Genomic DNA, 26,567 nt, shown 5'->3' on the forward strand with positions numbered 1-26,567 from the left:
ACTTGCCGCGCTCACTCCCCGTAGGTCATGAACCGGAGCACCCGGTTCATCATCGAAATCGAACTGACCGGCATTTCGTGCCAGGACGTGAAGCGGTAGGCCGCGATGTCCGATGCCGCGACACTGCGCCCGCGCCAGGCGCCGCTGTCGAGCATCTCGGCGAACTTCACCGATTCCTCGCGGTAGCGACTGTCCGCGTCATTCTGCTGTGCAACGCAATCGGCGGGCATCGTCTGACCGGCGGCGTTCTCGTAGGGCAGGTAGGGCAGGCTGCCGCCCGAAATCTTCCAGTTGTCCCGCCAGACGCAGGGCACCGTGCCCTCGTAGCCGGCCTGCCTCGGATCGTTTCCGGAACCCGCCAGCCCGTAATCGGTGTTGGTGATGAAGGTCAGGGTGGGGGCCGTGTCGGGCAGGTCCCGCAGGGCGTCGAGCAGCGCGGCGGTCTTGGCCTTGAAGGCCGCCGGATCGGCGAGGACATAGGGGTAGGGATAGTCGATCACGGTGCTCGCGAGGGACAGCGGCCTCCGGTCCCTGTCCTCCGCCATGATCCGCCCGAAGGGCAGGAGCACGTCTTCGATCAGGTCGCCCGTCGCCCCGGCCGATTTCAGCGCGGGCCGACCGCCGAGCGCCCAGTTCGGCAGGTTGAACAGCAATCCCATCCGGACCGAGAGCCCGCTGGCGGTCGTTGTCTTGTGGGCATCGACCCTGTCGCGCAGGCGCTTCATGTAGGCATGCACCGCCGTGGCGGTCTGCCGTCCCGAATAGCCGCTGCGGGCCTGTCCGACGGCGCAGCTGAACGCCTTTCTGGAGTTGGTGATCAGGCGCAGGAAGGGGCCGTCCACGTCGATCCTCCGGATCGGGATGCCCGCGTCGAGCAGCCGTTTCAGCGCGGTCTCGAATTCCCAGTCCGCGGCCTCCCGGCCGAGGGTTGCCGGATCGTCACCGGGCCCGCAGCCGGTGCCGCCAAGCCCGTAGCCCGCAACATAGGTGACGTGGAAATCGTCCGCCGTGCCCGGCCCGCGGTTCATCGTCTCCCGGACCTGCTTCAGTGCCGGACCGGCGAGGTAGGTGCCATCGGGGCGGCTGCTGTGATCCGGCGCCCGCGGAGAGACCATCCCCTGCGACAGGACCACGCCCCGCAGGCCCGCGGCATAGAGATCGTCCCACATCTTGGCGCGCGTGGCATTCGACCGGTCGAAGACCTTGTCGAAATCGATGGAGCGCAGCCCGGGTCCGAACTCGACCTCGCGGGTGTGGCCTGGAAGGGGCTGCACCAGCAGCAGGGTGGCGGCCAGGCAGATCGCGGTGGACAGACGTCGGACCTGCGATGACAGGCTCAGGGGGAAACGGGTCATGCGGAGCCTCCGTGCTGAGGAAGGGCAGGCGCCGGAAGATCGCGGGTCGGGGCGGCACCGTCGTCCTCAGGATAGGCTGGGCCGCGGCGCGATCAACCGAAAGGCGCGCCCACACGCGGCTGTGACGCGCCGTGGCTGACCGCGCCGTCACAGGGGATGACATATGAGCCGGTTTGCCCTGATCCGGACGTCCTGGGGGTGTGCTTTGGCGCGATGCCGGGCGGGACAGGCGCGGCGTGTCTGGTCGGGGGCAAGCAGGGTGGGGGCGAGATGCCCGAACGACCCTTCGCGCGGCCGGATGGCGCCCTCCGGTCAGGCGTGCTGACCACCGTTTACATCCACCGAGGCGCCATTCACGTAAGATGCCTGCTCGGAACACAGGAAGAGCACGACCCGCGCGACCTCGTCGGGTTTGCCGAGGCGGCGCAGCGGGATCACGTCGGCCATCTTCTCGGTGCCGGGCGAGAGGATCTCGGTCTCGATCTCGCCGGGGGTGACCATGTTGACCCGCACGCCGCGCGGGCCGAGCTCCGCGGCCGCTTCCCGGGTCAGCGCCTCGAGCGCGGCCTTGGAGCAGGCGTAGGCGGCCCCGGCATAGGGGTGGACCTGCTTGCCGACGATCGACCCCACGTTGACCACGGCGCCCTTGGCCTGTGCCAGCTCGGGCAGCAGGTCGCGCATCAGCGCCGCCGGGCCCAGCAGGTTGACGCCAAGCACCTGGTGCCAGATCTCATCGCTGCTGTCGGCAATGCCGAGCCGCGCGCCGCCCTCGCCCTTGGGCGAGATCCCGGCGTTGTTGACGATGGCATGAAGCCCGTCGGGGCCGAGGCTGTCGCGCACCCGGGCCACGAGATCGGCGCGGGCCCCCGCATCGGAGAGATCGCCCTCGAAATGATCGGTGGACCCGGCATGCCACGGGCAGCGGGCGTCGAAGGCGGTGCGCGATACGGTCAGCACGCGCCAGCCCGCGGCCTGGAAGACCTTCACGGTCGCATGGCCGATACCGCGGCTTGCACCGGTCAGAAGCAGCGTTTTCTGGGTCATGGCTCTCGTCCTCCCGGGGCGTTCCCGGGACGTTCGTCCGGGTGGTTCCGACTTAGGAGGCCGCGCGGCGGGCTGCAAGCCCGCGTCTTGCGTCGATCCCCCGGCGGCGGGGGCTGGCCGGGACGGGCGCCTGATATTTCGCCACCTCGGTCGCGGCAGGAAAGGCGCCGCGGCGTCCCTCTTCAGTGCGGCGGCGGGGGGATGGCGGGCCCACCATGGGTCTGTCTCGACGGTTTCGAGCGCGCCAGATCGCGCCTGCATCCCGCCTGCACCGATCCGGCACCGGGTCCACGACCGCGCCCGGAGCGTGCCGCCCCGCAAACGGTGCCCGCTTTCTGGGCGGAACCGCGCATTTACGCCGTAAGGGCCCCGCTGACCGGCCTGGGGCCGCGCGAAACGACGGCGCGGTCTTTCCCTTCGCGCCGCTCCGGCCTAGACGGGGCGCCGAAACGACAAGGAGACACCGATGGCGACCCTCAACGACATCGCACGCGGGGCCCGCGCATGAGCGGCCCGGTCATCGTCAACCACATCGGCCCCGAGGTGAGCGAAGCCCTCAAGGCGCACCCGAGCCAGCCCCGTGTTCTGGATGATTTCGAGCCCAAGACCCCGGGTGACCTGCCCGAGGACGTGGAGATCGTCCTGACCCGAGCCCTCGCGGAATGGCGCCAGTGCTGGGAGGATAGCGATGCGCCCGCCCATGGCCTGCCGAACCTGAAGTGGGTACAGACCTTCTCGGTCGGGGTGGACCGCTATCCGCCGTGGCTGCTGGAAGGGCGCATGGTCACCAACGGCCGCGGCATGACCGCCCGCGCGATCGCCGAATTCACCCTCGCCGCCATCCTCCTGCGGGAGAAGCCACTGGTGAAAGTCTCTGCCACCAGCCGCGACACCTGGGACCAGAAGGCCTTCCCGGGCCGGGTCAACGGCAAGACGCTCGGCATCTTCGGCTATGGCGCCATCGGGCAGGAGATCGTCAAGCGCGCGCTCGCCTTCGAGATGGACGTGGTGGTCTGCCGTCGCTCGGCGCCGCCCGCCGATGCGCCCGCGGGCATGCGCTATGTCACCTCGCTGGACGAGATGATCGGCCAGTGCGATCACCTCGTGATCTCCGCCCCGCTGACCGACGAGACCCGCGAGATCGTCAACGCCGCGATGCTGGCCAAGGCCGCCAAGGGGCTGCACCTGATCAACGTCGCCCGCGGCGCGCTGATCAACGAGGCCGACCTGCGCGGCTGGCTCGACAGCGACCCGGAGGCCTTTGCCACCCTTGACGTGACATGGCCCGAGCCGCCGGTGGAGGGCGATCCGCTCTACACCCATCCGCAGGTGCTGCTGACGCCGCACGTCTCGTGGTCCGGCGACACGATCATGCCGCTCTTCGTGGAGAAGGTGCTCAAGGGCCTCGACGCCTACGTGGCCGGCCAGCCGCCCGAGGGGCAGGTCGACCTCAAGCGCGGCTACTGAGCCACGCCACAGGACAAGGGCCCTTCCGTCCGGCGGGAGGGCCCGCGCCCCGCAGGGGCCAGCGGCTCCGCCGGGCGCAGGCCCGAGGGCGCAAGGTTTCATTAGGGATGTTGGCGGGTTTTCCGGGGATTTGGGTGGCGCCTAAGTCTTTGGAAAGGTCTTCCGTGACATGGCTTCTTCCGACGGACACATCGGAAGGACCCTGCCATGCTACAGCATCTTCTGGGGGCGGCCTGCCTCCTCGCCCTGTGGTCCCTGACGCCCGCCCGGGCGGATCAGGGCATCACCGATACCACGGTCACCTTCGCGCAGGTCGCGGCCTTCGACGGGCCCGCCGCGGCGCTGGGGCAGGGGATGCGCACGGGGATCGAGGCCGCCTTTGCCGAAGCGAACCGGGGCGGCGGTATCCATGGCCGGACCCTCGTGCTGGACACCGTCGATGACGGGTACGAGCCTGACCGCTCCATGACGGAGGAGCGCGGCATCATCGCCGGGGATGCCCATATCGGCCTGATCGGCCCGGTGGGCACGCCGACCTCGCAGGCGACCCAGCCGCTGGCCACCGCGGCCGGGCTGCCCTTCATCGGCCCGTTCACCGGCGCGGGCTTCCTCCGCGATCCGGCGCTCACCAACGTGATCAATATCCGCGCCACCTACGGGGCAGAGACGGCGGTCTGGATCGACCACCTTGTCGGGGGGCTGGGGCTGGAGCGGATCGCGATCCTCTATCAGGACGACGGTTTTGGTCGCGTCGGGCTGGAGGGCGTCAGCGCCGCCATGGACGCCCGCGGCATGTCGCTGGTGGCGCAGGGCACCTACACCCGGAACACCGTGGCGGTGAAGACCGCGCTGCTGGAAATCCGCAAGGCTGACCCGCAGGCGGTGGTCATGGTCGGAGCCTACAAGCCGATCGCGGAGTTCATCCGTCTTTCGCACAAGATGAAGATGGACCCGGTCTTCGTGAACATCTCATTCGTGGGCTCCGATGCGCTGGCCGCCGATCTGGGTACAGAGGGCGAGGGCGTGATCATCAGCCAGGTGGTGCCCTTCCCCTGGGACGCCAGCCTGCCGCTGGTCGCCGACTATCAGGCCGCGCTGACGGCCTCGGACGCCTCTGCCGCCCCGGGCTTCGTCTCGCTCGAAGGCTACATCACCGGACGGGTGGCCATCGAAGCGCTGCGGGCGGCAGGGCCGGAGCTGACCCGCGCAACCTATCTTTCCGCGCTGGCCCGCCTTGGGACGCTCGATCTCGGCGGTTTCACCCTGACCTATGGGGCCGGGGACAATCAGGGCTCGGAGGTGGTTTTCCTCACGCAGATCAACGCGGACGGCAGCTTCACCCCGGTGCCTGTCGGGCAGGGGGGCTGAGGACATGGCGGCGGCATGTGGAGGCGTACAGGCGATGCCGGGGAACCGCGCATGACTGCCGCAGTGGACGGGTCCGGGACGGACCTCGGGCGGGGGGCGTCGGGCTGGCCTGACGTCTTCGGCAGCGTGCTGGCGCGACTTGTCCTGCTGCTTGGCGCGATGACGGGTATGACCGCTGCGGCGGTGCTCGTCGGCTGGACGGTCTTTCAGGCCATCGCCACGGAGGTGGACCAGTTGACCGAAGCGCGGCTGCCGCAGATGGAACAGCGCGCAGCCGTGGCGGAGTCGGCAGAGGCCCTCAGCAAGGTCCTCAAGGATATCCTCGCGGCACCAGACCTGGCCGCGCTCTCCTCTGCCTCCGGCGACGGGGAAACCCACTTCGCGGAGGCCGAGACACGGATCGCGGCGCTGGAGGGTGACACGGGCCGGGCCCTTGCGCCGGAACTGACCCGCGTCACCTCCGCCCTGCGCGCCTTGTCCGCCGCCCGCCGCGTCCAGTTCGAGCGCGGGGCCGAGATCGCGCAGGCCGTCTCCCGTGCGGCAGAGATCGACACGGACCTCTCCGCGGCCCTGGCGACGGTCGCGGATGATGCCTATTTTTCCCTGTCGCTGAGCGGCGAGAGCACGGTCGAAGGGGTCGACACGCGGCTTTCAACGCTTGTCGGGCGCGACGTGGCGCTGCTCTCGGCCGCGCTGCACAGCCGGGCCGAGATCAACCTCGTCAGTGGCCTCGCCCTTGCGGCGGCGCGTACCACGGACCCCGCGACCCTCTCCATCCTGCGCGATCTCGCGCTTTCCTCCGGCCAGGCGCTCAAGGGTCTGGCAGAGGCGCTGACCCGCGATCCGGAAACCGCCTCCGTCGCGGTGGCGGTTCTGGCCGCCCGTGACGGGATGGCCACTGCCTTCGAACCTGTTTCGCTGGCGCGCAAGCCGGATCTCGACACGCTGCTCGAACTGCGGCGCGGGGCCGAGACGGAATTGGCCAGCAGCCTGGACAACATCACCTTCGAGCTGGAGATCCGGACCGAGGACACGAAGGACGGCAATTCCGCCGCGATCCGCCGCCTGCTGGAGGAGCAGGTGACGCGGATCATGGAGATCGGCACGCTCGACACGGCGGCAAAGGGCGTCTTCGCCCTCGCGCTTCAGGCTGTGCTGGCCCGCGACCCGGGAGAGTTGGCGCGGCGACAGGCCGCCCTGCGGGTCGAGGCAGACCACCTGCAGGCGCTGGGCGCGGAGGAAGCGCCCGAGTTGCAGGCCGCGATCGCCGCCATGGTGGCCCTCGCGGATGCCCAGACGGGGCTCGCCCCCCTGCGGTCCGCCGTGTTGGAGGCGCAGGCTGCGGCCACGGAGGCGGCCGAGACCGCGACCGCGGCGGTCACCACGATCCGCGACCTGATCGCCCGGTCAAACGCGCAGGCCCGCGGCGCGATCCGCGGCGCGGCCTCCGCCATCGCGGGCAGTATCGCGGAGGCGCGCCAGACGCTGTCGCTGATCGGGGGCGCGAGCCTTGGGCAATATCGAGGGGTCGTCGAAGCAGATCAGCCGGATCACCGCCGTGATCGACGACATCGCCTTCCAGACCAACCTGCTGGCGCTCAACGCCGGGGTCGAGGCCGCCCGCGCCGGCGATGCGGGCCGGGGCTTTGCCGTCGTGGCGCAGGAGGTCCGCGCCCTGGCGCAGCGGGCCTCGGAGGCCGCGAGCGAGATCAACCGCATCATCGGCGAGTCCACGGCACAGATCGCCAGCGGTGTCAGTTCGGTGGGGCAGGTCGGTCAGGCGCTCGAGACCATCGTCGCCTCGGTCGCCGAGATCTCGGATCATGTAGGTCACATCGCCACCTCGGCCGGCGAGCAATCCATCGGCATCGGAGAGATCAACACCGCCGTGGGTCAGCTGGATAACGCGACCCAGAAGAACGTCGCGATGTTCGAAGAGACCACTGCGGCCTGTGCCGCGCTGGAACAGGAGGCGCAGCAACTCTCGGGCGTGGTGGAGCGCTTCACGGTCGCCCCGCCCGCGACGGGCCCGTCGCATTGGGAGGAGACGCCGCCTACGCCGGACGCCAGCGTGGCCTGAACCAGGTGGTGTCTCAGAGGCAGGGGGCTGGCGCGAGCGCCTGCGAAGGGGGCCGCGCAAGCAGTCGGACGGTGCATGTGCATCGTGCCTGAGGTCAAAGAACTATTGAACGGTTCGTGCGACGCGCGTTCCTTCACTGAGGACTGAGGACTGAGGACTGAGGACTGAGGACTGAGGACTGAGGACTGAGGACTGAGGACTGAGAACGCGAGAGCTTTGGTGGAAGGAGGGCCAGGATAGGGGAGAGGGAGGCTGCAATGCGACAGAGGTTTGCGTTGCCCCGTGTATGCTGGACGCCTCCTTTGCTGATTTTAGGGCTAGGAGGCCATGATAGGTCGCATCAGGTTCAGCGAGGATTTCAGGAGAGATGCCGTCGCGCAAGTCAGGTAAACGGGCGACCCGGTCAGGGAGAGGGCCGGGAGCCGAGACGGAAAGTGACGGCGGGGTCTCGCGGTGGCGGGGCGCGTCGGCCGAGCGTGTCAGCGACGCGGTTCAACCCTGTCGGTGCCCGGCGGCAAGCTCCACGATCTCTTCGGTGATCTCTTCCTGTCGCAGGCGACGGGACTGGGCCACGAGGCTGTCGAGGGTCTGGGTGACATTGTCATGGGCGGCGATCATCGCGTGCATCCGCGCGACGTTCTCGGCGGCGAAGGCCAGCATTACCGCCTCGACCAGTTCGGCAACGATGTACTCCTCGACCAGCCGGGCCAGCAGTTGCTCGGCGGGCAGGGTGAGGCGCGGCGCGGCGCCGTGGGGCGCACGGGGGAAGCGGGCGTAGTCGAAGGGCACGAGACGCTTGGTGATGACCTCGAAACTGCCCGCGCCCACGGGCGTGGCATGGACGACGCTGACGCGCGGGGTCTCGGCCTCGGCGAGCATGGCGAAGAGCGCATCGGTCAGGCCGGTTACCAGTGAGACGGCCTGCGCGGGATGGGCGATCATCGTGTCGGTCCAATGCAGCGCATGGTGGCGTTCCGCGGCGACAAGCGCCCCGCGATCGCCCACGAGGAACAGGTCGGGTGTGCCCTCCAATAGCGGGGCCGCGGCGTCGAAGACCTGCTCGTTGTAGGTCCCGGCAAATCCCTGCTCGGCGGTCAACAGGATCACCGCGTGGTGGCTGGCCGGCGCCGCACCCTGCCCATCGCGCCCGGGGTCGGGCAGCAGGGCCATGGCTTCCGCGATGGCGTCGCCGATGGTCTGGGCATAGGCCCGGATCGCCGTCACGTGCTGGTTGGCGTCCTGCACCCGGGCGGTGGCGATGCCGCGCATGGCGCCGATCACGGACCCCAGTTTGTGCACGGTGCTGATCCGGGCCTCGACCTCCGAGAGGCGGCCGGTCACGGCGCGGCTCCGGTGTCGGCCCCGGCCTCCGTACCAGCGCTGGCGCTGTCCTCGGCGGGGGCCCCTGTCGTATCCGCAGTCCTGTCCCCGGCCCTGTCGCGCGCCATGTCCCGGACGAGGGCGGCGACGGCCTCCGTCAGGGCCTTGCGGGTCTCGGGCGGCAGTTGGCCGGTCTTGCGCAGGGCGGTCACGGCGTCTTCGGCATGGCCGTCGAGCCAGCGGCGCAGGCGGGCCCGCAGCGCGGGGATCTGCGCCGGTGTCACGCTGTCGAGCGCCCCGTCTGCATGGGCCGCCAGCAGGGCGACCTGTTCGACCATCGTCATGCCGGCAAAGCGCGCCTGCGTCAGCAGCGCCCGGATGCGTTCGCCCTGCGCGATCTGCTTCTGCACCCGGGCGTTGGTGACGCCGCCGAACCGGGTGAACATCTCCAATTCCTGGAACTGCGCATAGTCGAGCCGGACCCGGCCGGAGACCTGACGCAGCGCGGGCCATTGCGCCTTGCCGCCGACGCGGCTGACCGAGAGGCCCACGTCCACGGCGGGCCGGTGGTTGGCGGCGAAGAGGCTGGTGTCCAGCACGATCTGCCCGTCGGTGATCGAGATCAGGTTGGTCGGGATATAGGCCGAGAGGTTGCCGGCATCGGTCTCGGCGATCGGCAGCGCGGTGAGGGAACCGCCGCCCCGCGCCTGCGACAGCTTGGCGGCGCGTTCCAGAAGCCGCGCGTGGAGGTAGAAGATATCGCCCGGATAGGCCTCGCGGCCCGGGGGCTCACGGGTCAGCAGCGCCAGTTCCCGGTGCGTGGCGGCATGGCGGGTCAGGTCGTCGATGACGATCAGCGCGTGCTGGCCCCGGTCGCGGAAATGCTCGGCGATGGACATGCCCGCGAAGGGCGCGATCCATTGCAGGCCGGGGCTGGCCGCGGCGCTGCCGACGACGAAGATGCACCGCTCGATGGCGCCGTGGCTGCGCACGGCCTCGATCACCCGCTGCACCGCCGAGGCGGGCTGGCCCACGGCGACGTAGACGCAGATCACGTCGGTGTCGCGCTGGTTGACGATGGCATCCACCGCGAGCGCGGTCTTGCCCGTGGCGCGGTCGCCGACGATGAGTTCGCGCTGCCCGCGTCCGAGGGAGAAGAGGCTGTCCACCACCAGCACGCCGGTCTCCACCGGTTCGGTCACCTCGTCGCGGTCGATGATCGTGGGCGCCGGGCGTTCGACCGGCAGGGTCTCGCGGGTGTCGGGGGCAGGGCCGCTGTCCAGCGGGCGGCCCAGCGGGTCGATCACCCGGCCCAGCAGCGCCTCGCCCACCGGGACCTCCAGCACGCCGCCGGTGTCGATCACCCGTGCGCCCGCCTCGATGGCGGAGGCGGCGTCGCAGATCACGGCGTCGATCTCCTCGGCCCCGAGGCTGTGGGCAAAGCCCATCTGCCCGCCCTCGAAGCGCAGCAGTGCGCCAAGCGCCACGTCCGGCAGGCCCGAGACCTGCGCGATACCGTCTGCCACCCGCTCGACCCGCCCGACCGAGAGCGCCTCGGGGGCGAGCCGGGCCTGTGCCACGGCGGCGCGGCTGCGGTCGCGCCAGCCTGCGGCGCTGTCCTGATCACTGCTCATGGGCGTTTTCCTCGGCGAGTCCCGCCGCGATCCGGTCTAGATCGGCGCGGAAGGTGTTGCGGACAATGGCGTGGGGGGTGTGCAGTTCGAGCCCGGCCACGAGGGCGGGGTCGGTCTCGACGCGCAGCTCGACCGGGCGCCCCAGTGCGGTAGTGAGCCGGGCGCGGGCCTCGGCCTCTTCCGGTTCGCTCAGCGGCTGCGCGGCGCGCAGGATCACCGGACCCTCGGTGCCGATGCGGGCGCGGCTTGGCCCGGGCAGGTCGTCCAGCGCGCTGATCAGCCCGTCGAGGAAGGCGGCGGAGTGCACCCCGCCGGGCAGGCGCGACAGCAGGCGGGCGGCCATCTCCACGGCCAGATCCCCGGCCTCGGCGTGCCAGTGATGCGCCTCCTGCGCGCGCCTGCGGGCGAGGTCGGCCTCGGCCCGGGTGCGGGCGGCACGCGCCTCGGCCTCCGCTGCGGCCAGCAGGGCCTGCTTCTGCCGCGCGGCCTCCTCCTGCGCGGCCGCGATCCGTGCGGCACGATCGGCGGCGGTGGCGTCGCGCACCTCCTGCGCCTCCGCGAGGGCCCGGGTGGCGGCATCCCGGGCGGCCTCGGCCTCGTCGAGGGCGACATGGGCGGCGGCCTGCCGCTCCGCGAGGATGCGGCTCACCGGGCGGAACAGGAACCGCGCCAGCAGCCAGATGAGCACCAGCGCGTTCACGGTCTGCAGGGCGAAGGTCCACCAGTCGAAGCTCATGGCGCGATCAGACGAAGGGGTTGGCGAAAAGCACCAGCAGCGCGATCACGAGCGTGTAGATCGCCATCGTCTCGATCATCGCGAGGCCGACGAAGAGCGTCCGGCTGAGGGTGCCCGCCGCTTCGGGCTGGCGGGCGATGGCATCCATGGCGGCGGCCACGGCGCGGCCCTCGGCGAGGGCGGGGCCGATGGCGCCGAAGCTGACGGCGAGCGCCGCCGCGAGGATCGAGACGACTTCGATCAGGTTGTCGGTCATGGCTGGGGGTCCTTCTTGTCGGTCTGGGAGGAGGGGGGCGCTTGCGGGGCATCCTCGCCCGCCGCCGCGCCGATGAAGACGGTGGCCAGCACCGCGAAGATGTAGGCCTGAACGGCACCGGTCAGCAGGTCGAGCGCCATCAGCGGGATCGGGACGAAGAGCCCGGCCAGCGACAGCACGATGCCGACCACGAAGACGCCGCTCATGACATTGCCGAAGAGGCGCACGACGAGGGAGAAGCTGCGGGTGATCTGCTCGATCAGGTTGAGCGGGATCATCACCCAGGACGGCTCCGCGAAGGTGCCGAGGTAGCCCTTCAGCCCGCGCCCGCGTATGCCGTAGAAGATGGTCGCGGCCAGCACGATGACCGCGAGCGCCGCATCGGTTTCCAGATGCGCGGTGGGCGGTTCGATCCCGGGCAGCAGGGCGCTCCAGTTCGCGACGAGGACGTAGGCGAAGATCGTGCCGATCAGGGCGCGGTAGGGCGCGGGATCGCGTTGCATCGTGTCGCGGACCTGATCGTCGATCACGGTGACGAAGAGTTCCAGCACGGTTTGGGTGCGCCCCGGCCTGAGCGAGAGCCTGCGGGTGGAGAGGAAGCTGAGCAGCCCCAGCCCGGCCATGATGGCCCATGTCACCACCACCGGCGCGGTGATCCCGACCGGGCCGAGGTGGAAGAGCGTGTCGAGGCTGAGCGGGGAGTCCATCAGCGGGCCTCGCGGGTGCGGCGCAGGACGATGGCCCGACCGAGCAGCAGGCCGAGCGCGCCTGCCAGCAGGGGCAGGGCGCCTGCGAGGGCGCAGAGGACAAGGGCCGCCGCCAGCACCGCGAGGCGCGCCAGCTGCAGCGCGAGTGGCCGCCAGAGCGCACCGCCCGAGAGGTAGAGCTCGGTCACCCGGCGCAGGGTGCCGAAATGCACGAGCCCGAGCAGCAGCCCCGCGACGAGTGCCGCGATGGCGGCTGGCACCGGATGGGCGGCGAGGAGGCTGGTCATTGCTGGTGCATCCATTTCCAGGCGGCATGCAGGCCGATGGCTGCGCCGATGAAGATCGCCGGCGCGGTGAAGAACACGCCGGTGTCGAAGGTCCGGTCCGCCAGCCGGCCCAGCACGACGCCCAGGAGGATCGGCGTCACGATGGCCCAGCCGAGGATGCCGATCTGCCCCAGCCGGCTGCCGACCGAGGGTTCGGGGGCGTCGCGGGCCATCTGCTCCCGTTCGGCGGATCGGCGGGCCGCCCCGGCGGTGCGGTCGGTGTCGGTCTGCGGGGTGTAGGGGTTCGCGAGGGGCGGTGGCGCATCCTGCCCGGAGGGGGACGGGGTGGCCTCCGGCGCGCCGGGCGTGTCCTCGGGGCGATCTCCGGACGGCGGGGTCATCGGTGCCCCCCGCTGCCGCCCGACACCTGTGGCGGATGGTCGAAGGCGCCGGGCCGGTCCGGGCGGAGGTAGCGGATGATCTGGCGCACGGCGCGGGAGTGGAGCCGGGCCTGTTCGATCCGGGCACTGCGGTCCGCGTCGGTCTCCTGCCTGCGGAAGGCGGCGATCCGCGCCACGAGGTCGTCCAGATTGTCGCCGAGGATGCCCTCGCGGCAGGAGACGGACACCACGGTTCCCACTGTCACGGTCCCTCCCGGCAGTGTGCCCTCTGCCACGGCCCCCTCTGCGATGGTCCCCTGCGTCACGGGCCCCTCCGTCAGGCGCCCCTCCGTCGCGGAGGCCGGCGAGAGGCTCCCCTGTGTCACGGTCAGCACGCCCGCGCGCAGGGCGCAGTAGCGTGTCGCCCCCCCGGCCTCGTGCCACCGCAGGACGGAGGCGGGCAGGGCGGTCAGGTAGTCCTCGTGCCCGGGCAGGATGCCGAAGGCGCCGCTCTCGTCCTCGGCGCGCAGCCCGCGGACCGTGGTGCTGTCCACGAGCACCGCCATCGGCGTGGTGATCCGCAGGTGCAGCACCCGGCTCATGCGACCGCCTGCTGGTCGCGCGCCGCAGCTTCCTTGGCGCGCGCCTCCTCGAAGGTGCCGATCATGTAAAGCGAGCTCTCCTCCCAGTCGTCCGCCTCGCCGGCGAGGATCGCCTTGCAGCCCGCGATCGTGTCGGCGATCGAGACCGAGCGGCCCTCGATCCCGGTGAAGGCCTCGGTCACGGCGAAGGGCTGGGTCAGGAACCGCTGCAGGCGGCGGGCCCGGGCCACGGCCTGCCGGTCCTCGCGGCCCAGCTCCTCGACCCCGAGGAGCGAGATCACGTCCTGCAACTCGCGGTAGTGTTCGATCGTGCGCCGCACCTGGTTGGCGACGGCCACATGGTCCTCGCCCATGACGGCGGGGTCCAGCAGGATGGAGGTGGAGGCGATCGGATCGACGGCGGGATACATGCCGTCGGCCGCCATGGCGCGGCTGAGCACCACGGTGCTGTCCACGTGGGAAGCGATGGTGGTCACGGCGGGATCGGTGAAATCGTCCGCGGGCACATAGACCGCCTGGATCGCGGTGATTGCCGCGTTGCCGCGCCCGGCGATCCGCTCCTGCAGTTCGGCCACCTCGGTCGCCAGTGTCGGCTGATAGCCCACGCGGCTGGCCATGCGGCCCAGTAGCCCCGAGACCTCGGCCCCGGCCTGCACGAAGCGAAAGACGTTGTCCATCAGCAGCAGGACGTTGCGCTGCTGCTCGTCCCGGAAGTGTTCCGCGATGGCGAGGGCGGTCATCGGGACCCGCCAGCGGGCGCCCGGCGGTTCGTTCATCTGGCCGTAGACCAGCACGGTCCGGTCCAGCACCCCGGCGCCGGTCATGTCCGAGAGCATCTCGTGCCCCTCGCGGGAGCGTTCGCCCACGCCGCAGAAGACGGAAATCCCCTCGTAGCGCGCCACCATGGCGTGGATCAGCTCCATCACCAGTACGGTCTTGCCCACGCCGGCGCCCCCGAACATCGCCGCCTTGCCGCCCTGCGAGAGCGGCGCCAGCAGGTCCACGACCTTGATGCCGGTGCGGAAGATCTCATGCCCGCCCGACTGGGCGGAGAGCGGAGGCGGTGCCGCGTGGATTGGGCGGCGCGGCGTGTCCTCGGGCAGGGGGGCGCCGGTGTCGCCCACGGTGCCCGTGATGTCGAGCAGACGGCCGAGGACGGCATCGCCCACCGGCACCACGACCGGACCGCCGAGCGCCCGCACCGCGGCACCCCGACGCAACCCGTTGGTGGGGCGCAGGGCGATGGCGCGGGCCGTGCGGCTGTCGAGGTGGGCCTGCACCTCGGCCATGAAGCTGGGGCCTGCGGCGGTCTCGATCTCCACCGCGTCGTTGATCGGGGGCAGGGTACCGGGCGGGAAGGCGATGTCGAGCACCGCTCCCCGGATGGCCACGACCCGGGCGCCCTCCTGTGCTGTGCTTTCCATGTAATCCTGTCCCGCTCCTGCCAGATGCCGACCCGTCGAGACTACTCTGCCCCCCGGGCCGGAACAGGATCCAGATCAAAGTGCCGCAAGGGAAGGCGGGACGTTGCGTGCCGATCCGGCGCGGCGCAAGCGCTGCTGCCGGATCAGGCAGGGGGATCGCTTTGGGGTATCGGGGTGGGACGGGCAGAGCGCAGCGGACCTGCGCGCCGCGAGGGCCGCCTTCTCCGGCCCTCGCGCCTGAGAGCCTTGCTTCACCGGGGCCGCCCAGCCTAGGCTGCTCCCGTTGTCCAAAGCTCCTTTTGTCCCCAGCGAGGGAAGTAACCCCATGCGTCTTTTCATTGTTCTTGCCCTTGCGGGCACGGCACTGGCCGGCTGCGAACGCTGCAATCCGCGCCCGAATGCAAATCTCAACATCGGTCTGGGCACCGGCGGTGTGCGCACCGGCCTGAACATCGGCCAGAGCTGCGGGCCGCTCTATGTCGGGGTTCGCGCGGGCGAGTATTATCACCCCTACTGGTGAGCGCAGGCACCGGTGCGGTCCGCGGGCGGGCGACCTCGCCCCGCTGCGCGCCGGAAAATCCCGGTTTCCAAAGACGGGGGCTCTGAGTAAACACGCCCCGTGGCCGCGGGGCCTCTGGTGGCTGGCCCCAAGGGGCAGGCCGTGGCCAGGCGTGCCGCCCCGGTCGCAGCTGCAACCCTTCAGCCCGATTGTCTGCCCGTGACCCCTGCTGCCCGCCTTCTCGACACCCTCGACCTCCTGAGCGACATCGATCGCCTCGCCCGCCCGGCGGATGCCGTGATCTCCGCCTGGGTCCGCGGCCGTCGCAAGATGGACGATGACGACCGGGGGGCCATCCTCGACCGCCTCTATGCCCTCATGCGGCATCGGGCACGGCTGGCCTGGTGGCTGGACCGGCACGGGCGCGAGGATACGTCGCGCAACCGCCTTCTGGCCTGGCTGGCCCTGGCAGAGGGCCGAAGCCCCGAACAGGTGAAGCGCCTCTGCTCCGGCGGGGCCCATGCGCCCGCGCCCCTGACCCGTGCCGAGCAGACGCTTCTGGTCAAGCTACAGGGCAGCGAGATCGAGCATCCCGACATGCCCGAAGAGGTGCGCGTCGAATGCCCGGGCTGGGCGGTCGAACCGTTGCGCCGCCGGTTCGGTGCGGATTTCGGTGTCGAGATGGCCGCCCTGCTGACGCAGCCCGCGCTCGACCTGCGGGTCAATACGCTCAAGGCGACCCGCCCGGTCATGCTGCGCGCGCTGAAGACGCTCGACCTGCCGGCCGCGCCTTCGGAACTGGCGCCGCAGGGGATCCGGCTCAACCAGCGCCTGTCGCTGGGGCGGCTGGCTCCGCTGAAGAGCGGCGAGCTCGAGATCCAGGATGAAGGGTCGCAACTGGTGGCGCTGCTGGTCGGCGCCGGCCCGGGCGACCGCGTGGTCGACTTCTGTGCCGGGGCCGGGGGCAAGACCCTCGCCATCGCGGCCCAGATGGCCAACAAGGGCCGGATTATCGCCTGCGACGTCAACGAGGGCCGACTCAAGCGTGCCTCCGAGCGGTTCCGCCGCGCCGGGGTGCACAATGCCGAAACCCGCCTGCTGGCCAGCGAGACGGACCGCTGGGTCAAGCGCCACAAGGTCAGTTTCGATCGCGTTCTGGTCGATGCGCCCTGCAGCGGCACCGGCACATGGCGCCGCAACCCCGATGCCCGCTGGCGCCCCGAGGACGATCAGGGGCTAGCGACTCTCGTGGCGCTGCAGGGCCGTATCCTGACCAGCGCCGCCCGCCTGGTGAAACCCGGTGGCCGGCTCGTCTACGCCACTTGCTCGATGTTGACGGAAGAGAACGAGGACTGCGTTTCGACCTTCCTCGCAGCGCATCCCGAGTTTCGCGTGGTGCCGCTGCGGGAAGTCGCGCCACAGGTCACCGGATCGGCCCATGACAGCTACCTGTCCCTGACGCCCGCGCGCCACGGGACGGACGGTTTCTTCGCGGCGGTCCTGCAGCGCGGCTGATGGCGGACGCGTAACGGTCCGCGAGACGGGCGTTAGTGTTCGGGAAACTGTGAGCAGATGCACCGAGCCCGACAGAGTGGGGTCGGCGTCATATTGGAGGCGAGTACCGGAATCGAACCGGTGTACACGGATTTGCAATCCGCTGCGTCACCACTCCGCCAACTCGCCATCCGTGGTGTGTGCTCGGCGTTTAGCCGAAGGTGGACGTGGGTGCAAGAGGCTCGATGCGTGACGTGGGGCAGGGCGGATGTCTGCGAGCGGTGGGCGCGCGCGAAGGAGGGCCCGGGGTGGGGCGGCCGGGGGGCTCGGTAGGGCCGGACCTCTGCCGGAACGCCAGCCTGTGGAGAAGCGTGAACAATTCGTTTCCAAACCATAATTTCGCCCCGATTGGGCGCTAGCTTCGGTTTCGACGGGGGCACAACGGCGTGCCGAGGGCTGCGGCCCGACCCGGCAGTCTGAAACCCCTGACCAGCGTATCCTCAGCCGCGGAGAAACCGCCATGCCCCTGACCGTCTTGAGAGTGTCCGCCGCCGCCGTGCTCGTCGCCTCTGTCGCGACTGCCGTCGTGCCTCACCTGACGGACTACATCTCCACCAATGCCATCGTGAACGCACCACTGGTTTCGGTGAATGCGCCCTTCGACGGTGTGGTCGACATGCCCAGCCTCGGCCCCGCACGCGCGGTCCGGAAGGGCGACGTGATCGTCGAACTCCGGGAAGACCGGAATCAGAGCAGCGGCGTCCGGGCGCTCAACAGCGAGGTGGAGACGATTTCGGGCGAAATCATGGCCCTGCAGATGCAGAGGAACCGGCTGCGCGTGCTCTCGGAGGACCTTGAGGCGCGCCGCGTGTCGCAGATCGAGGCGCGGGTCGCCTGGTACGAGGTGCGCCTGCAGGAGGCGCAGGCGGATGTGGCGAGCGCCGAGAGTGCCGTGAGCCGGGCCGAGGCGATTGCCAACCGGGCCGAACGGCTGCAGGAGCGTGGGAACATCGCCGAGAGCGACGTGATCGAGGCCCTGGCCGATCTGGCCGAGGCCCGGGCGGCGCTGGCCCGTCAGCAGGCGGTGATCTCGCGGATGGAGATCGAGCGCGAGTACCTCGCCGGGGGCGACGTCATCGACCTCTCCACCAATGATATCGAGCGGGTGGACTACCGGATCGACGAGCTGGCGGTGCGGGATGCGGATCTCGATGCGCAGCTGCTGTCGCGTCAGACGCGGCTGGCCGCGCTCAAGCGCGAGATCGACGCCCTGCAGGTCGAAAAGCTGCGCAACGAGCGGTTCCGCCCGGTCGCGGCCGCCGAGGGCGTGATCTGGGAATCCTCCGGGCAGAAGACCGCCGCGGTTGCCACCGGGGAACAGGTGGTCCAGATGCTGGACTGTTCGCGCCGCTTCCTCGAATTCATCCTGCCCGAGCGCTACTTCGAGGCGATCACGCCCGGCACCCCGGTGTCGGTGCAGTTGAAGGGCTCCGACGAGACTTTCGAGGCCGAGATTTCCGCCGTCTATGGCGGCGGCGCGCGTCCGAACCTGAAGATGCAGGCGGCACAGCCGCGGCTCGACAACCGCGAAGGGCTGCGCGTGATCGTGCGGATGCCGGCGGTGGATGTGTCGCAGGTGACCGTGGCCCGTGGCTTCTGCGATGTGGGCCGGTCCGCCGAGGTGCGGTTCCGCGGCAAGTCCGAGACGCTGGTAGCCGGGATCCTCGACCGCGTGAAGGACGTGACGGGCCTCTTCCCCGAGGCGGTGGCCCTCGACAGCCGCAGCGACGGGGCGCCGGACGCGCCCGTCACCAACTGACGGAGCGGCCGGAATGCCCGAACACCTGATCCCCCTCGCGCTGGTCGCGGCGGTGCTTCTGGCCGTGCCGCGGCGCTGGCTCAGCGGGCCGGGCCTGCGCAACGGTGCGGTGACGCTGCTTCTGGTGGCGGTGGCCCTTCTGGTCCTGCGCTACCTCGTCTGGCGCGTGACCGAGACCTTGCCGGTCGCGGGGACCCCGCTGGGCGAGGCGGCCTTTGCCTGGGGGCTCTTCGCGCTCGAGATGGTGATCTGGTTTGATACCGCGCTGCTCTTCGCCATGCTTTCGCGCCGACGTGACAATTCCGCGGCCGCCGACGCGGGCGAGGCGCGCCTGCGCGCGACGCCTGCGGCAGAGTTGCCGACTGTTGATGTCTTCATCGCCACCTACAACGAGGAGCTGGAGGTGCTGGAGAAGACCATCGTCGGGGCGCTGGCGCTGGACTGGCCGGCGGATCGGTTGCGGGTGGTGGTGCTCGACGATGGCAAGCGGGACTGGCTGCGCGATTTCTGCGCCGCCAAGGGGGCGGATTACTTCACCCGCGCCGACAATGCCCATGCCAAGGCCGGCAACATCAACGCCGCGATCAAGCGCACCGATGGCGAGTATTTCATGGTGCTGGACGCGGACTTCGTTCCGCAGCACAACTTCCTCTACCGTGCCATGGGGCTCTTCGAGGATCCCAAGGTGGGGATCGTGCAGATCCCGCACTCCTTCTACAACGCCGATCCGATGCAGACGAACCTGCGGATGCGCCACACGCTGCCGGACGATCAGCGGTTCTTCTTCGGGACGATCATGGCCGGACGTGACGGCTGGGATGCGGCCTTCTGCTGCGGCTCGAACTCGATCACCCGGCGCGCGGCGATCGAGGCGGTGGGCGGCGGGCTGCCCTCCGGCTCCATCACCGAGGACATGCTGCTGACCCTCGCGCTGCTGCGCAAGGGCTACGTCACGCGCTACCTGAACGAACGGCTCGCCATCGGGCTGGCGCCGGAGTCGCTCTCGGCGATGTACGTGCAGCGGGCGCGGTGGGCGCGCGGGGCGATCCAGATCCTCTTCCTCCGGCAGGGGCCTCTCGGGCCCGGGCTGGCGCTGCACCACCGGCTGTTCTTCCTGCCGCTGCACTGGATGCTGCAGCCGATGATGGTGCTGGCGACGCTGACCGTCCCGGCAATCTGTCTCTGGACCGGCTGGTCGCCGATGCCGATGATCCCGGTGCGCGAGTTGGTGAACTTCCAGCTTCCGGTGATCCTCGCGACGCTGGGAACGCTGCGTCTTGTGGCGCCGGAGGGGTTCTTCCCTCTGGCCTCCACGGTGCACGCCGCGCTTCAGGCCCCGCGCATCCTGCCCACCGTGATCACCACGCTGATCCAGCCCCATGGCCATGCCTTCAAGGTGACGCCCAAGGGCAGCGCCGCGGCGGACGGGGCAATCGACCGGGTGATGATTTTCGCGCCCGCTGTCCTGATGCTGTTGACCGCACTCGGCTTCAGCTTCAACGCCAATATCAACACCCGTATCCTCGACAGCGTGGAGCAGCTGCCGCTGATGGCCTTTTGGGCCGGCTACGCGATGATGGTGCTGCTGGTCGTGCAGGTGGTGGCAGTCTCCACCGGGCGGCCCCACAGCGAGGAGCGCTTCTTCGTCGAGATGCCCTGCAAGGTCGGGAACCGTCCGAGCAATGCGGTCGCCGCGCGGATCGACTGGCTCTCTCTCTCGGCGGCGGGGGTGACGCTGCTGGAACTGGACAAGATCGGGCACAACCTGCGGTGGGTCGAGCTTCGAATCCCCGGCGTCGGCCCGGTCGCTGCCCGTGTCGTGCGTCAGGAGGATGCCGAGCTGCGCCTGTCCTTCGAGATCACCTCGGAGGCGCGGCGCGACGAGTTGATCCGCAAGCTCTTCACCACCGGGCTGGAGAACCGCATTTCGAGCCGGTGGGCGCTGAACGTGAGCCTCGGGATGGTGTCGCGCGCCTTCCTGCGCACCCGGCGTGCGCGTCCCATGGCCCCCGCAACGGCGCATCCGCAGCCGCCCGCATGGCTGCTGGAGGCAACCGCAGGCTGAGGCGTCGGACCCCCGCGATCCTTTCCCGAAAGTGAAGATTTACGGGCCAATTCACTTGTTTTTGGCCATTTTCAGGGCAGACCGTGACCCCCGTGACCCAGCGTCGGAAAAACCGCCCGCTCAGCCGTTGCCGGGCGCAGGCAATTGTGGCAAAACCCCACTCAAGTTTTCCGAACTCACGAGTTTAGTATGACCGACTTCGCCGCCCGCCGCACAATGATGGTCGATGCACAGGTTCGCCCTGCGGATGTGACCAAGTTCCCGATTATCGACGCGATGCTCGCGATCCCGCGGGAGGCCTTCGTGCCGGGCGAGAAACGCGAGGCCGCCTACCTTGGCGACAATATCGACCTCGGCGGTTCGCGCGTGATGCTGGAGCCCCGCACCCTCGCCAAGATGCTCGACGCGCTCGACATCCAGCCCGATGAACTGGTGCTCGACCTCGGCTGCGCGCAGGGCTACTCCGCCGCCGTCATGTCGCGCCTCGCCGAAGCGGTGATTGCCGTGGACAGCGAAGAGATGCTGGGCGACGCGCAGGCGACCCTCTCGGACGTCGGCGCGGACAGCGTGGTGGTTCAGGCGGGCGATCTGACCGCCGGCGCGCCGGAACACGGCCCCTACGACGTGATCGTGCTGGAAGGCGCGGTCGAGGTGCTGCCTGAGGCGCTGACCGATCAGCTGAAGGAAGGCGGCCGCATGGCCGTGCTCTTCGCCGAAGGCGCGCTCGGCACCGTCAAGGTGGGTTACAAGATCGACGGACAGATGAGCTGGCGCTTTGCCTTCAACGCCGGTGCGCCGGTGCTGCCGGGCTTCGAGCGTCACGCAGCTTTCACGTTGTAAGTGAATACAGCCCGCGAGGGCTGACGGCAGGATAACAAAAAGTGACCTCGGCCTCGATGGCCGCAAAGGGACATGAGGGACGAGCATGAAAGCACTGGCAGGCAAGACCAAAGGGATCGCACTTGCGGCGGGCATCGGGCTCCTGGGCCTCTCCCCGGCAAGTGCGGAAACGCTGACCGATGCCCTGGTCAGCGCCTACGAGACCTCGGGGCTTCTGGAACAGAACCGCGCGTTGCTGCGGGCTGCGGACGAGGATGTGGCGCAATCGCTGGCGCAGCTGCGCCCGATCATCGGCTGGTCGGCGGACGTGACCCACACGGCGTCGGAATCGGCGACAGCCTCTACCAGCTACCGCATGGTGAACAACAACTCGAGCTCGGCCTCGATCGGTCTCTCCGCGCAGTTGCTGGTCTTCGATTCCGGCCAGACCCGTCTGGGCGTCGACGTGGCCAAGGAAACCGTGCTCTCGACCCGTCAGTCGCTGATCGCGGTGGAACAGTCGGTGCTGCTGAACGCGATCACCGCCTATCTGAACGTCCAGCTGAACCAGGAAATCGTGAAGCTGCGCCAGAACAACGTTCGCGTGCTGGGCGAGGAACTGCGCGCCGCACGGGACCGGTTCGACGTGGGCGAGGTGACCCGTACCGACGTGGCACAGGCCGAATCCTACCTCGCACAGGCCCGCGCCTCGCTGACCCTCGCTCAGGGCGACCTGACCGACGCCCGCCTGACCTACATCAACGTGGTCGGCCATGCGCCCGGCAACCTCGCCAACGTGAATGCCGCGCCGATGCTGCCCAACTCCTCCGACCAGGCGGTGCAGGTGGCCCTCGCGGCGCACCCCTCGCTGATCCAGGCGCAGAAGTCCGTCACCATCGCCGAGCTTCAGGTCGAGATCGCGCGCCGTTCGGTTGCGCCCACCGTCTCGCTGAACGGCTCGCTGGGGGCCTCGCGCAGCCTCGACAGCGATGCGAAGTCGAACTCGGCGACCATCGGTCTGAGCGTTTCGGGCCCGATCTACTACGGCGGCCAGATCGCCTCGCTGCAGCGTCAGGCGATGCAGAGCCGTGACGCGGCCCGCGCGAACCTGCTGCAGGTCAGCGACGACATCCGCGAATCCGCCGGCTCTGCCTATGCGCAGATCTCCGTGACGGCCTCCTCCCGCTCGGCCAGTGCCGAGGCGGTGCGCGCCGCGCAGGTCGCCTTCGAAGGTGTCCGCGAGGAAGCTTCGCTCGGCGCACGGACCACGCTGGAAGTGCTCGACTCCGAGCAGGACCTTCTGGATGCCCGCGCCAACCAGATCTCGGCCGAGGTGAACCAGCGTCTCGCCGGCTATGCCCTGCTCTCCGCCATGGGCAAACTGACTGCCAAGGACCTGAACCTGCCGGTCACGCTCTACGATCCGACCGACTATTACAACATGGTCAAGGGCGCCCCCGCCGCGATCTCCGCGCAGGGCCGGAGCCTCGATCGCGTGCTTCGCTCGATCGGAAAACAGTAAAACAGCGCCTATCCGTTGTGTGAACTGGGGCCTCGCGGTACACTCGACCGCGAGGCCCAAAGCAGTGCGAGAATTATGCCCGATCCCGTAACGAATCTTCAGATTGAGGACGTACTGTCCTCCATCCGTAAGCTTGTGTCCGAAAACAACCGGGCAGAGGCGGGGATGTCCGCCGCCGCGAAAACCGCCAGGCGCGAATCGGAGGCCGCCGCTACAAGCACAGCGGGTGTCGCCGCCGGCGCGCAGCAGGCCCCTGACAGGCTTCTCCTGACGCCCTCCCTGCGGGTCGAGGATCAGGCCGAAGACGAGGGCGAGGAGGCCGGGGACTTCGATCTCGAAGCGGCCCTTGCCGAAGCGGAAGCAGACACCGAGGACAGTGTCAAAGTGGCCGCGCCCGAGGAGGATGCGGACGACTTCGACCGGGATCACTTCGCCTTCTCTGCGGACCAGCTGGCCGATCATATTGCCGAGGATATCGCAGCCGCGCTTGCCGCCAGCCAGACTGCGTCCTCTGCGCCCGAGGCTGCCGAACCGGCCCGTCGCCAGACGCCCGAGGCCGGGCGCCGCCGGGCGCCGCTGTTCCCCCGTCTCGGCGGGGAGGCCGCCGCCAAGGCGCCCTCGGCCAAGCCGGAGCCTGCACCTGTCGCATCCGATCTGAGCGCCGAACCGGATGCAGATGGTGCCGACGACGCACAGTCGGCCCATGCTGCCGAAGAGGCGGTGGTCACCGATATCATGTCGCTGCTCAGTGCCGCGCGCTCGGCGCTCGATGCCGTGACGCAGGACAAGGTGACAGAGGCAAAGGACCCGCTGCAGCGGGCGCAGGAAGAACTGCGCCGTCTGTCGGCCACCGTGGCGCCGCTCGCCTCCGTGCCGCAGGCCGCGCGCCGCGCCGCGCCCGTCCAGCCTGAGGTCGTTCAGCCTGAGCCCGGGCAACCAGAGGCCGCACAAGCCGTCGAGGCGGAGCTGGAAGACCATTCCGCCGAGGCCGACAGCTACGTGGCCGAGGAAGACTACGCCGACGACTACGGGGCAGACGGCTACGAGGATTTCTGGGACGGCAACACCGCCCTGCGCGAAGATGATGACAGCGCCGCCGAGGTGCTTTCGGTCGCCGCACGTGCCCCGGTGCGCGACGGCTCGCTCGAGTCCCGGATTGCCGAGCTCGAAGCCGCGATCGCCCATCGGGACGACGAGTGGGAGCCCGACGGCACCGAAGAGGGCGCCGAAGAGGATGTGCTGCCGTGGAGCGGCCAGTTCGATCCGGACGAAGTGCTGGCAGAAGCGGCCCGCGAGGCCGCGGCGAAGCGGGCGGCCGAGGATGAGGCCGACGAGGTCGAGGCGCCCTTCATCGAGGTCACCGAGGAGACTGTCTTCGAGGCCGAGATCGTCCAATGGGATGCAGAGGTCGAGGACGAGACCGAGGCAGAGGACGACGCCTGGGAAGACGTGATCCCCGAGGCGGCCATGGCGCAGGGCTCCGCGGAGGCGCTCGACAGCGAGGATGACTGGCAGGACGCCGACGACGGGCTGACCCGCGCGATCGGGGATCAGGCCGCCGCCGCGGCCTTTGCCGCGGCCTACAGCGCCACCGTCGATGCGGTGGAAGGGGGGCTGGACCACGCCCACGCCCCCGTTTCACGCGAGGTGGCAGAGGCCCCTGACGCCGCGCCCCTGCTGAGCGGTGCCATCGACCGCGAGGAACTGCGGGAGTTGGTGAGCGAAATCGTCCGGCAGGAGCTTCAGGGCGCGCTCGGCGAGCGGATCACCCGCAATGTGCGCAAGCTGGTGCGCCGCGAGATCCACCGTGCGCTGATCTCGCAGGACCTGATCTGACCGGACCTTATCTGTAGGCGAGGCGATCTTTAAGCAGGGCGCCCGGCTACGCCGGGGCCCGCCCAACTGTGGCTTTGCATCGGTTGTGGCTCTGGCCCGGTGCTATCCGGTACGATGCGATCCGGGCCGATCCAGACCGCACACGCCCAGCCAGCCCCTCGTGGCCAGCCCGGTGCTCAGCCGGTCTGAGCATTTCGCTTTAGCTTCGCCAGAGCCAGCTCGAGCCGCGCGGTTTGTTCCGGGCCACCGTTTGCCTGACCACGCACCGTCCCCAGTTGCGTAGACCTTGCCGCCGCGTCGGTCTCCCGCTGTCAGCGGGGAGACCTCCTCCTGTCTTCCGGTCGCGCGGCGATGGGGCATTCCGGCCTTCGCGTGCGGTCTCGCTGGCGCAGCGTGCGTCTTCAGCCGGTCGGCATCTCCCGCGCGAGGGTCCAGAGGTGGTCGAGGTCCAGATGCGCCTCCAGATGCGCGGCGAGCGCATCCAACGTGTCCTCCACCCCGGTCTCGTAGCCCGGCTGCGACGCGGCACCGATCCCGGCGAGGTAGGCCGCGCGGAAGCCATCGGCGGCAAAGAGCCCGTGCAAGTAGCTGCCGCGCACCTGGCCCGAGGCGCTGCTGGCTCCCTCGGCCCGTGCGCCGACCGAAAGCCACGCCCGCCCGCAATCGGGGCCCGTGGTCTCGCCGAGGTGAATCTCGTAGCCATCGAGCGCCGTGTCGCTCTCGGGATGGTGCGCCTGCACCAACCCCAGCCGCTTGGCCGGCCGCATGACGGTCTCCACATCAAGCAGACCCAGCCCCTCGACGCTGGACGGCGCGCCCTCCAGCCCCTCCGGGTCCGAGACCTGCCGCCCGAGCATCTGGTAGCCGCCACAGAGCCCCAGCACATGCCCGCCGCGCCGCACATGGGCTGCAAGGTCGATGTCCCAGCCCTCGGCCCGGAAGGCGGCGAGATCGGCTATGGTGGACTTGCTGCCGGGGATCAGCACGAGCGCTGCATCGCCGGGCAGGGGCTGGCCCCGGCGGATCAGCTGCACCTCCACCCCGGGCTCCGCCACCAGCGGGTCGAGATCATCGAAGTTGGCGATCCGGGGCAGGCAGGGCACGGCGATCTTCACCGCGCCGCCCGGCCGCTGGACGAGGTCCAGCACATCCTCCGCCGGCAGCCTCCAGGCCGGCTCGAACCACGGGACGACGCCGAGGGAGGGCCAGCCCGTCGCCTCTTCCACCACCCGCAGCCCGCCATCGAAGAGCCGCGGATCGCCCCGGAACTTGTTCACCGCGAAGCCCGCGATCATCGCCGCGTCCTCGGGTGCCAGAACCGTCTGGGTGCCCACCAGCTGCGCGATGACGCCACCCCGGTCGATGTCCCCCATGAGGATCACCGGCACCCCGGCGGCCCGGGCAAAGCCCATGTTCGCGATGTCACCCGCGCGCAGGTTCACCTCTGCCGGGCTGCCCGCGCCCTCGACCACCACGAGGTCGGCCTGTGCCGCGAGCCGGTGAAAGCTCTCCAGCACCTGCGGAAGCAGGCTCTGCCGCCTGCCGGTGAACTCCCGCGCCTCCCAATGGGCCAGACGCTGCCCGCGCAGGACGATCTGCGCGCCGGTCTCGCTCTCGGGTTTCAGGAGGACGGGGTTCATGTCGACATGGGGCGCGACCCGCGCCGCCCGGGCCTGCAGCGCCTGTGCGCGGCCGATCTCGCCGCCCTCGGGGGTCACGGCGGCGTTGTTTGACATGTTCTGCGGCTTGAAGGGACGCACCCGCAGCCCACGGTTCGCGAAGGCCCGGGCGAGCCCCGCGACGATCATCGACTTGCCGGCGTTGGAGCCGGTTCCCTGGATCATGAGTGCGCGGGCCATGGCAATCCTCCTGCC

General features: G+C 69.8%; 23 protein-coding genes, 1 tRNA gene and 1 pseudogene. 11 read left to right on the forward strand and 14 right to left on the reverse strand.

The features are described from left to right. Positions 1–11 precede the first annotated feature (11 nt). Both ACX9MO_RS12475 and ACX9MO_RS12480 read right to left on the reverse strand, forming a co-directional pair. A complete protein-coding gene (locus ACX9MO_RS12475; RefSeq protein ID WP_462212065.1) occupies positions 12–1,355 on the reverse strand; it encodes a hypothetical protein in 1,344 nt (447 codons plus the stop codon). A gap of 312 nt (positions 1,356–1,667) precedes the next feature. Next, positions 1,668–2,399 (reverse strand): SDR family NAD(P)-dependent oxidoreductase, encoded by a 732-nt coding sequence (locus ACX9MO_RS12480; RefSeq protein WP_222489022.1) that lies wholly within the window; start codon positions 2,397–2,399, stop codon positions 1,668–1,670. 504 nt (positions 2,400–2,903) lie between these two features. Between ACX9MO_RS12480 and ACX9MO_RS12485 the strand changes: the two genes are divergently transcribed. Together ACX9MO_RS12485 and ACX9MO_RS12490 are read left to right on the forward strand one after the other, a co-directional pair. Further along, complete coding sequence (locus tag ACX9MO_RS12485) at positions 2,904–3,866, forward strand: NAD(P)-dependent oxidoreductase (RefSeq protein ID WP_462212066.1); 963 nt, start codon at positions 2,904–2,906, stop codon at positions 3,864–3,866. Between the two features lie 207 nt (positions 3,867–4,073). Next, positions 4,074–5,234 carry an ABC transporter substrate-binding protein gene (locus ACX9MO_RS12490; RefSeq protein WP_462212067.1) on the forward strand — a complete coding sequence of 387 codons (1,161 nt, stop codon included), beginning with the start codon at positions 4,074–4,076 and terminating at the stop codon, positions 5,232–5,234. Between the two features lie 651 nt (positions 5,235–5,885). Here ACX9MO_RS12490 and ACX9MO_RS12495 read toward each other — a convergent pair. Continuing rightward, a complete protein-coding gene (locus ACX9MO_RS12495) occupies positions 5,886–6,452 on the reverse strand; it encodes a hypothetical protein (protein ID WP_462212068.1) in 567 nt (188 codons plus the stop codon). Between the two features lie 340 nt (positions 6,453–6,792). On the opposite strand from ACX9MO_RS12495, the pseudogene ACX9MO_RS12500 reads away from it, so the two are divergent. After that, positions 6,793–7,083: pseudogene (locus ACX9MO_RS12500) on the forward strand (methyl-accepting chemotaxis protein); the annotation flags it as partial. A 39-nt stretch (positions 7,084–7,122) separates the two neighbouring features. Beyond that, the gene (locus tag ACX9MO_RS12505) at positions 7,123–7,314 is read left to right on the forward strand and encodes a hypothetical protein (RefSeq protein ID WP_462214500.1); all 192 of its coding nucleotides are present in this window, start codon (positions 7,123–7,125) and stop codon (positions 7,312–7,314) included. 492 nt (positions 7,315–7,806) lie between these two features. Here ACX9MO_RS12505 and ACX9MO_RS12510 read toward each other — a convergent pair whose 3' ends face one another. The 9 genes from ACX9MO_RS12510 to atpD are packed head-to-tail and all read right to left on the reverse strand — an operon-like array spanning position 7,807 to position 14,639. After that, positions 7,807–8,655 carry a F0F1 ATP synthase subunit gamma gene (locus tag ACX9MO_RS12510; RefSeq protein ID WP_462212069.1) on the reverse strand — a complete coding sequence of 283 codons (849 nt, stop codon included), beginning with the start codon at positions 8,653–8,655 and terminating at the stop codon, positions 7,807–7,809. Next, on the reverse strand, positions 8,652–10,268 hold the full coding sequence (locus ACX9MO_RS12515; RefSeq protein WP_462212070.1) for a F0F1 ATP synthase subunit alpha: 1,617 nt from the start codon (positions 10,266–10,268) through the stop codon (positions 8,652–8,654). The genes ACX9MO_RS12510 and ACX9MO_RS12515 overlap by 4 nt, the downstream gene beginning before the upstream one ends. Beyond that, complete coding sequence (locus ACX9MO_RS12520) at positions 10,258–11,004, reverse strand: F0F1 ATP synthase subunit B family protein (protein WP_462212071.1); 747 nt, start codon at positions 11,002–11,004, stop codon at positions 10,258–10,260. Before ACX9MO_RS12520 ends, ACX9MO_RS12515 begins: the two co-directional genes overlap by 11 nt. A 7-nt stretch (positions 11,005–11,011) precedes the next feature. After that, positions 11,012–11,260, reverse strand: coding sequence for a F0F1 ATP synthase subunit C (locus tag ACX9MO_RS12525; RefSeq protein ID WP_222489029.1), 249 nt, complete (start codon positions 11,258–11,260; stop codon positions 11,012–11,014). Next, a complete protein-coding gene (locus tag ACX9MO_RS12530; protein ID WP_462214454.1) occupies positions 11,257–11,970 on the reverse strand; it encodes a F0F1 ATP synthase subunit A in 714 nt (237 codons plus the stop codon). Before ACX9MO_RS12530 ends, ACX9MO_RS12525 begins: the two co-directional genes overlap by 4 nt. Beyond that, positions 11,967–12,254, reverse strand: coding sequence for an N-ATPase subunit AtpR (locus tag ACX9MO_RS12535; protein WP_261397882.1), 288 nt, complete (start codon positions 12,252–12,254; stop codon positions 11,967–11,969). The genes ACX9MO_RS12530 and ACX9MO_RS12535 overlap by 4 nt, the downstream gene beginning before the upstream one ends. Further along, on the reverse strand, positions 12,251–12,634 hold the full coding sequence (locus tag ACX9MO_RS12540) for an AtpZ/AtpI family protein (RefSeq protein WP_462212072.1): 384 nt from the start codon (positions 12,632–12,634) through the stop codon (positions 12,251–12,253). The genes ACX9MO_RS12535 and ACX9MO_RS12540 overlap by 4 nt, the downstream gene beginning before the upstream one ends. Then, positions 12,631–13,215: a F0F1 ATP synthase subunit epsilon gene (locus ACX9MO_RS12545; protein ID WP_462212073.1), complete on the reverse strand. Its 585-nt coding sequence runs from the start codon at positions 13,213–13,215 to the stop codon at positions 12,631–12,633. Before ACX9MO_RS12545 ends, ACX9MO_RS12540 begins: the two co-directional genes overlap by 4 nt. Next, on the reverse strand, positions 13,212–14,639 hold the full coding sequence (gene atpD / locus ACX9MO_RS12550) for a F0F1 ATP synthase subunit beta (protein WP_462212074.1): 1,428 nt from the start codon (positions 14,637–14,639) through the stop codon (positions 13,212–13,214). The genes ACX9MO_RS12545 and atpD overlap by 4 nt, the downstream gene beginning before the upstream one ends. A 325-nt stretch (positions 14,640–14,964) precedes the next feature. On the opposite strand from atpD, the gene ACX9MO_RS12555 reads away from it, so the two are divergent. After that, positions 14,965–15,159: a hypothetical protein gene (locus ACX9MO_RS12555; protein ID WP_222489031.1), complete on the forward strand. Its 195-nt coding sequence runs from the start codon at positions 14,965–14,967 to the stop codon at positions 15,157–15,159. A gap of 198 nt (positions 15,160–15,357) precedes the next feature. Then, positions 15,358–16,653: an RsmB/NOP family class I SAM-dependent RNA methyltransferase gene (locus ACX9MO_RS12560; RefSeq protein WP_462212075.1), complete on the forward strand. Its 1,296-nt coding sequence runs from the start codon at positions 15,358–15,360 to the stop codon at positions 16,651–16,653. Positions 16,654–16,747: 94 nt separating this feature from the next. Here the strand turns inward: ACX9MO_RS12560 and ACX9MO_RS12565 are convergent. Beyond that, a tRNA-Cys gene (locus ACX9MO_RS12565) sits at positions 16,748–16,821 on the reverse strand. 331 nt (positions 16,822–17,152) lie between these two features. On the opposite strand from ACX9MO_RS12565, the gene ACX9MO_RS12570 reads away from it, so the two are divergent. The 5 genes from ACX9MO_RS12570 to ACX9MO_RS12590 all read left to right on the forward strand — a co-directional run bounded on the left by ACX9MO_RS12570 (position 17,153) and on the right by ACX9MO_RS12590 (position 24,693). Then, positions 17,153–18,451 carry an HlyD family efflux transporter periplasmic adaptor subunit gene (locus ACX9MO_RS12570; RefSeq protein WP_462212076.1) on the forward strand — a complete coding sequence of 433 codons (1,299 nt, stop codon included), beginning with the start codon at positions 17,153–17,155 and terminating at the stop codon, positions 18,449–18,451. A gap of 13 nt (positions 18,452–18,464) precedes the next feature. Next, positions 18,465–20,516 (forward strand): glycosyltransferase, encoded by a 2,052-nt coding sequence (locus tag ACX9MO_RS12575; RefSeq protein WP_462212077.1) that lies wholly within the window; start codon positions 18,465–18,467, stop codon positions 20,514–20,516. A 189-nt stretch (positions 20,517–20,705) separates the two neighbouring features. Beyond that, positions 20,706–21,356 carry a protein-L-isoaspartate O-methyltransferase family protein gene (locus ACX9MO_RS12580; protein ID WP_462212078.1) on the forward strand — a complete coding sequence of 217 codons (651 nt, stop codon included), beginning with the start codon at positions 20,706–20,708 and terminating at the stop codon, positions 21,354–21,356. A gap of 85 nt (positions 21,357–21,441) precedes the next feature. Then, on the forward strand, positions 21,442–22,857 hold the full coding sequence (locus ACX9MO_RS12585; RefSeq protein WP_222489039.1) for a TolC family outer membrane protein: 1,416 nt from the start codon (positions 21,442–21,444) through the stop codon (positions 22,855–22,857). A 165-nt stretch (positions 22,858–23,022) separates the two neighbouring features. After that, entirely contained in the window at positions 23,023–24,693 is a 1,671-nt protein-coding gene (locus ACX9MO_RS12590) for a hypothetical protein (protein WP_462212079.1), read from the forward strand. Positions 24,694–25,094: 401 nt separating this feature from the next. Here the strand turns inward: ACX9MO_RS12590 and ACX9MO_RS12595 are convergent, their stop codons facing one another. Further along, on the reverse strand, positions 25,095–26,552 hold the full coding sequence (locus tag ACX9MO_RS12595) for a cobyric acid synthase (RefSeq protein WP_462212080.1): 1,458 nt from the start codon (positions 26,550–26,552) through the stop codon (positions 25,095–25,097). Positions 26,553–26,567: the final 15 nt, after the last annotated feature.

This window comes from Pseudooceanicola profundus, from assembly GCF_054919315.1.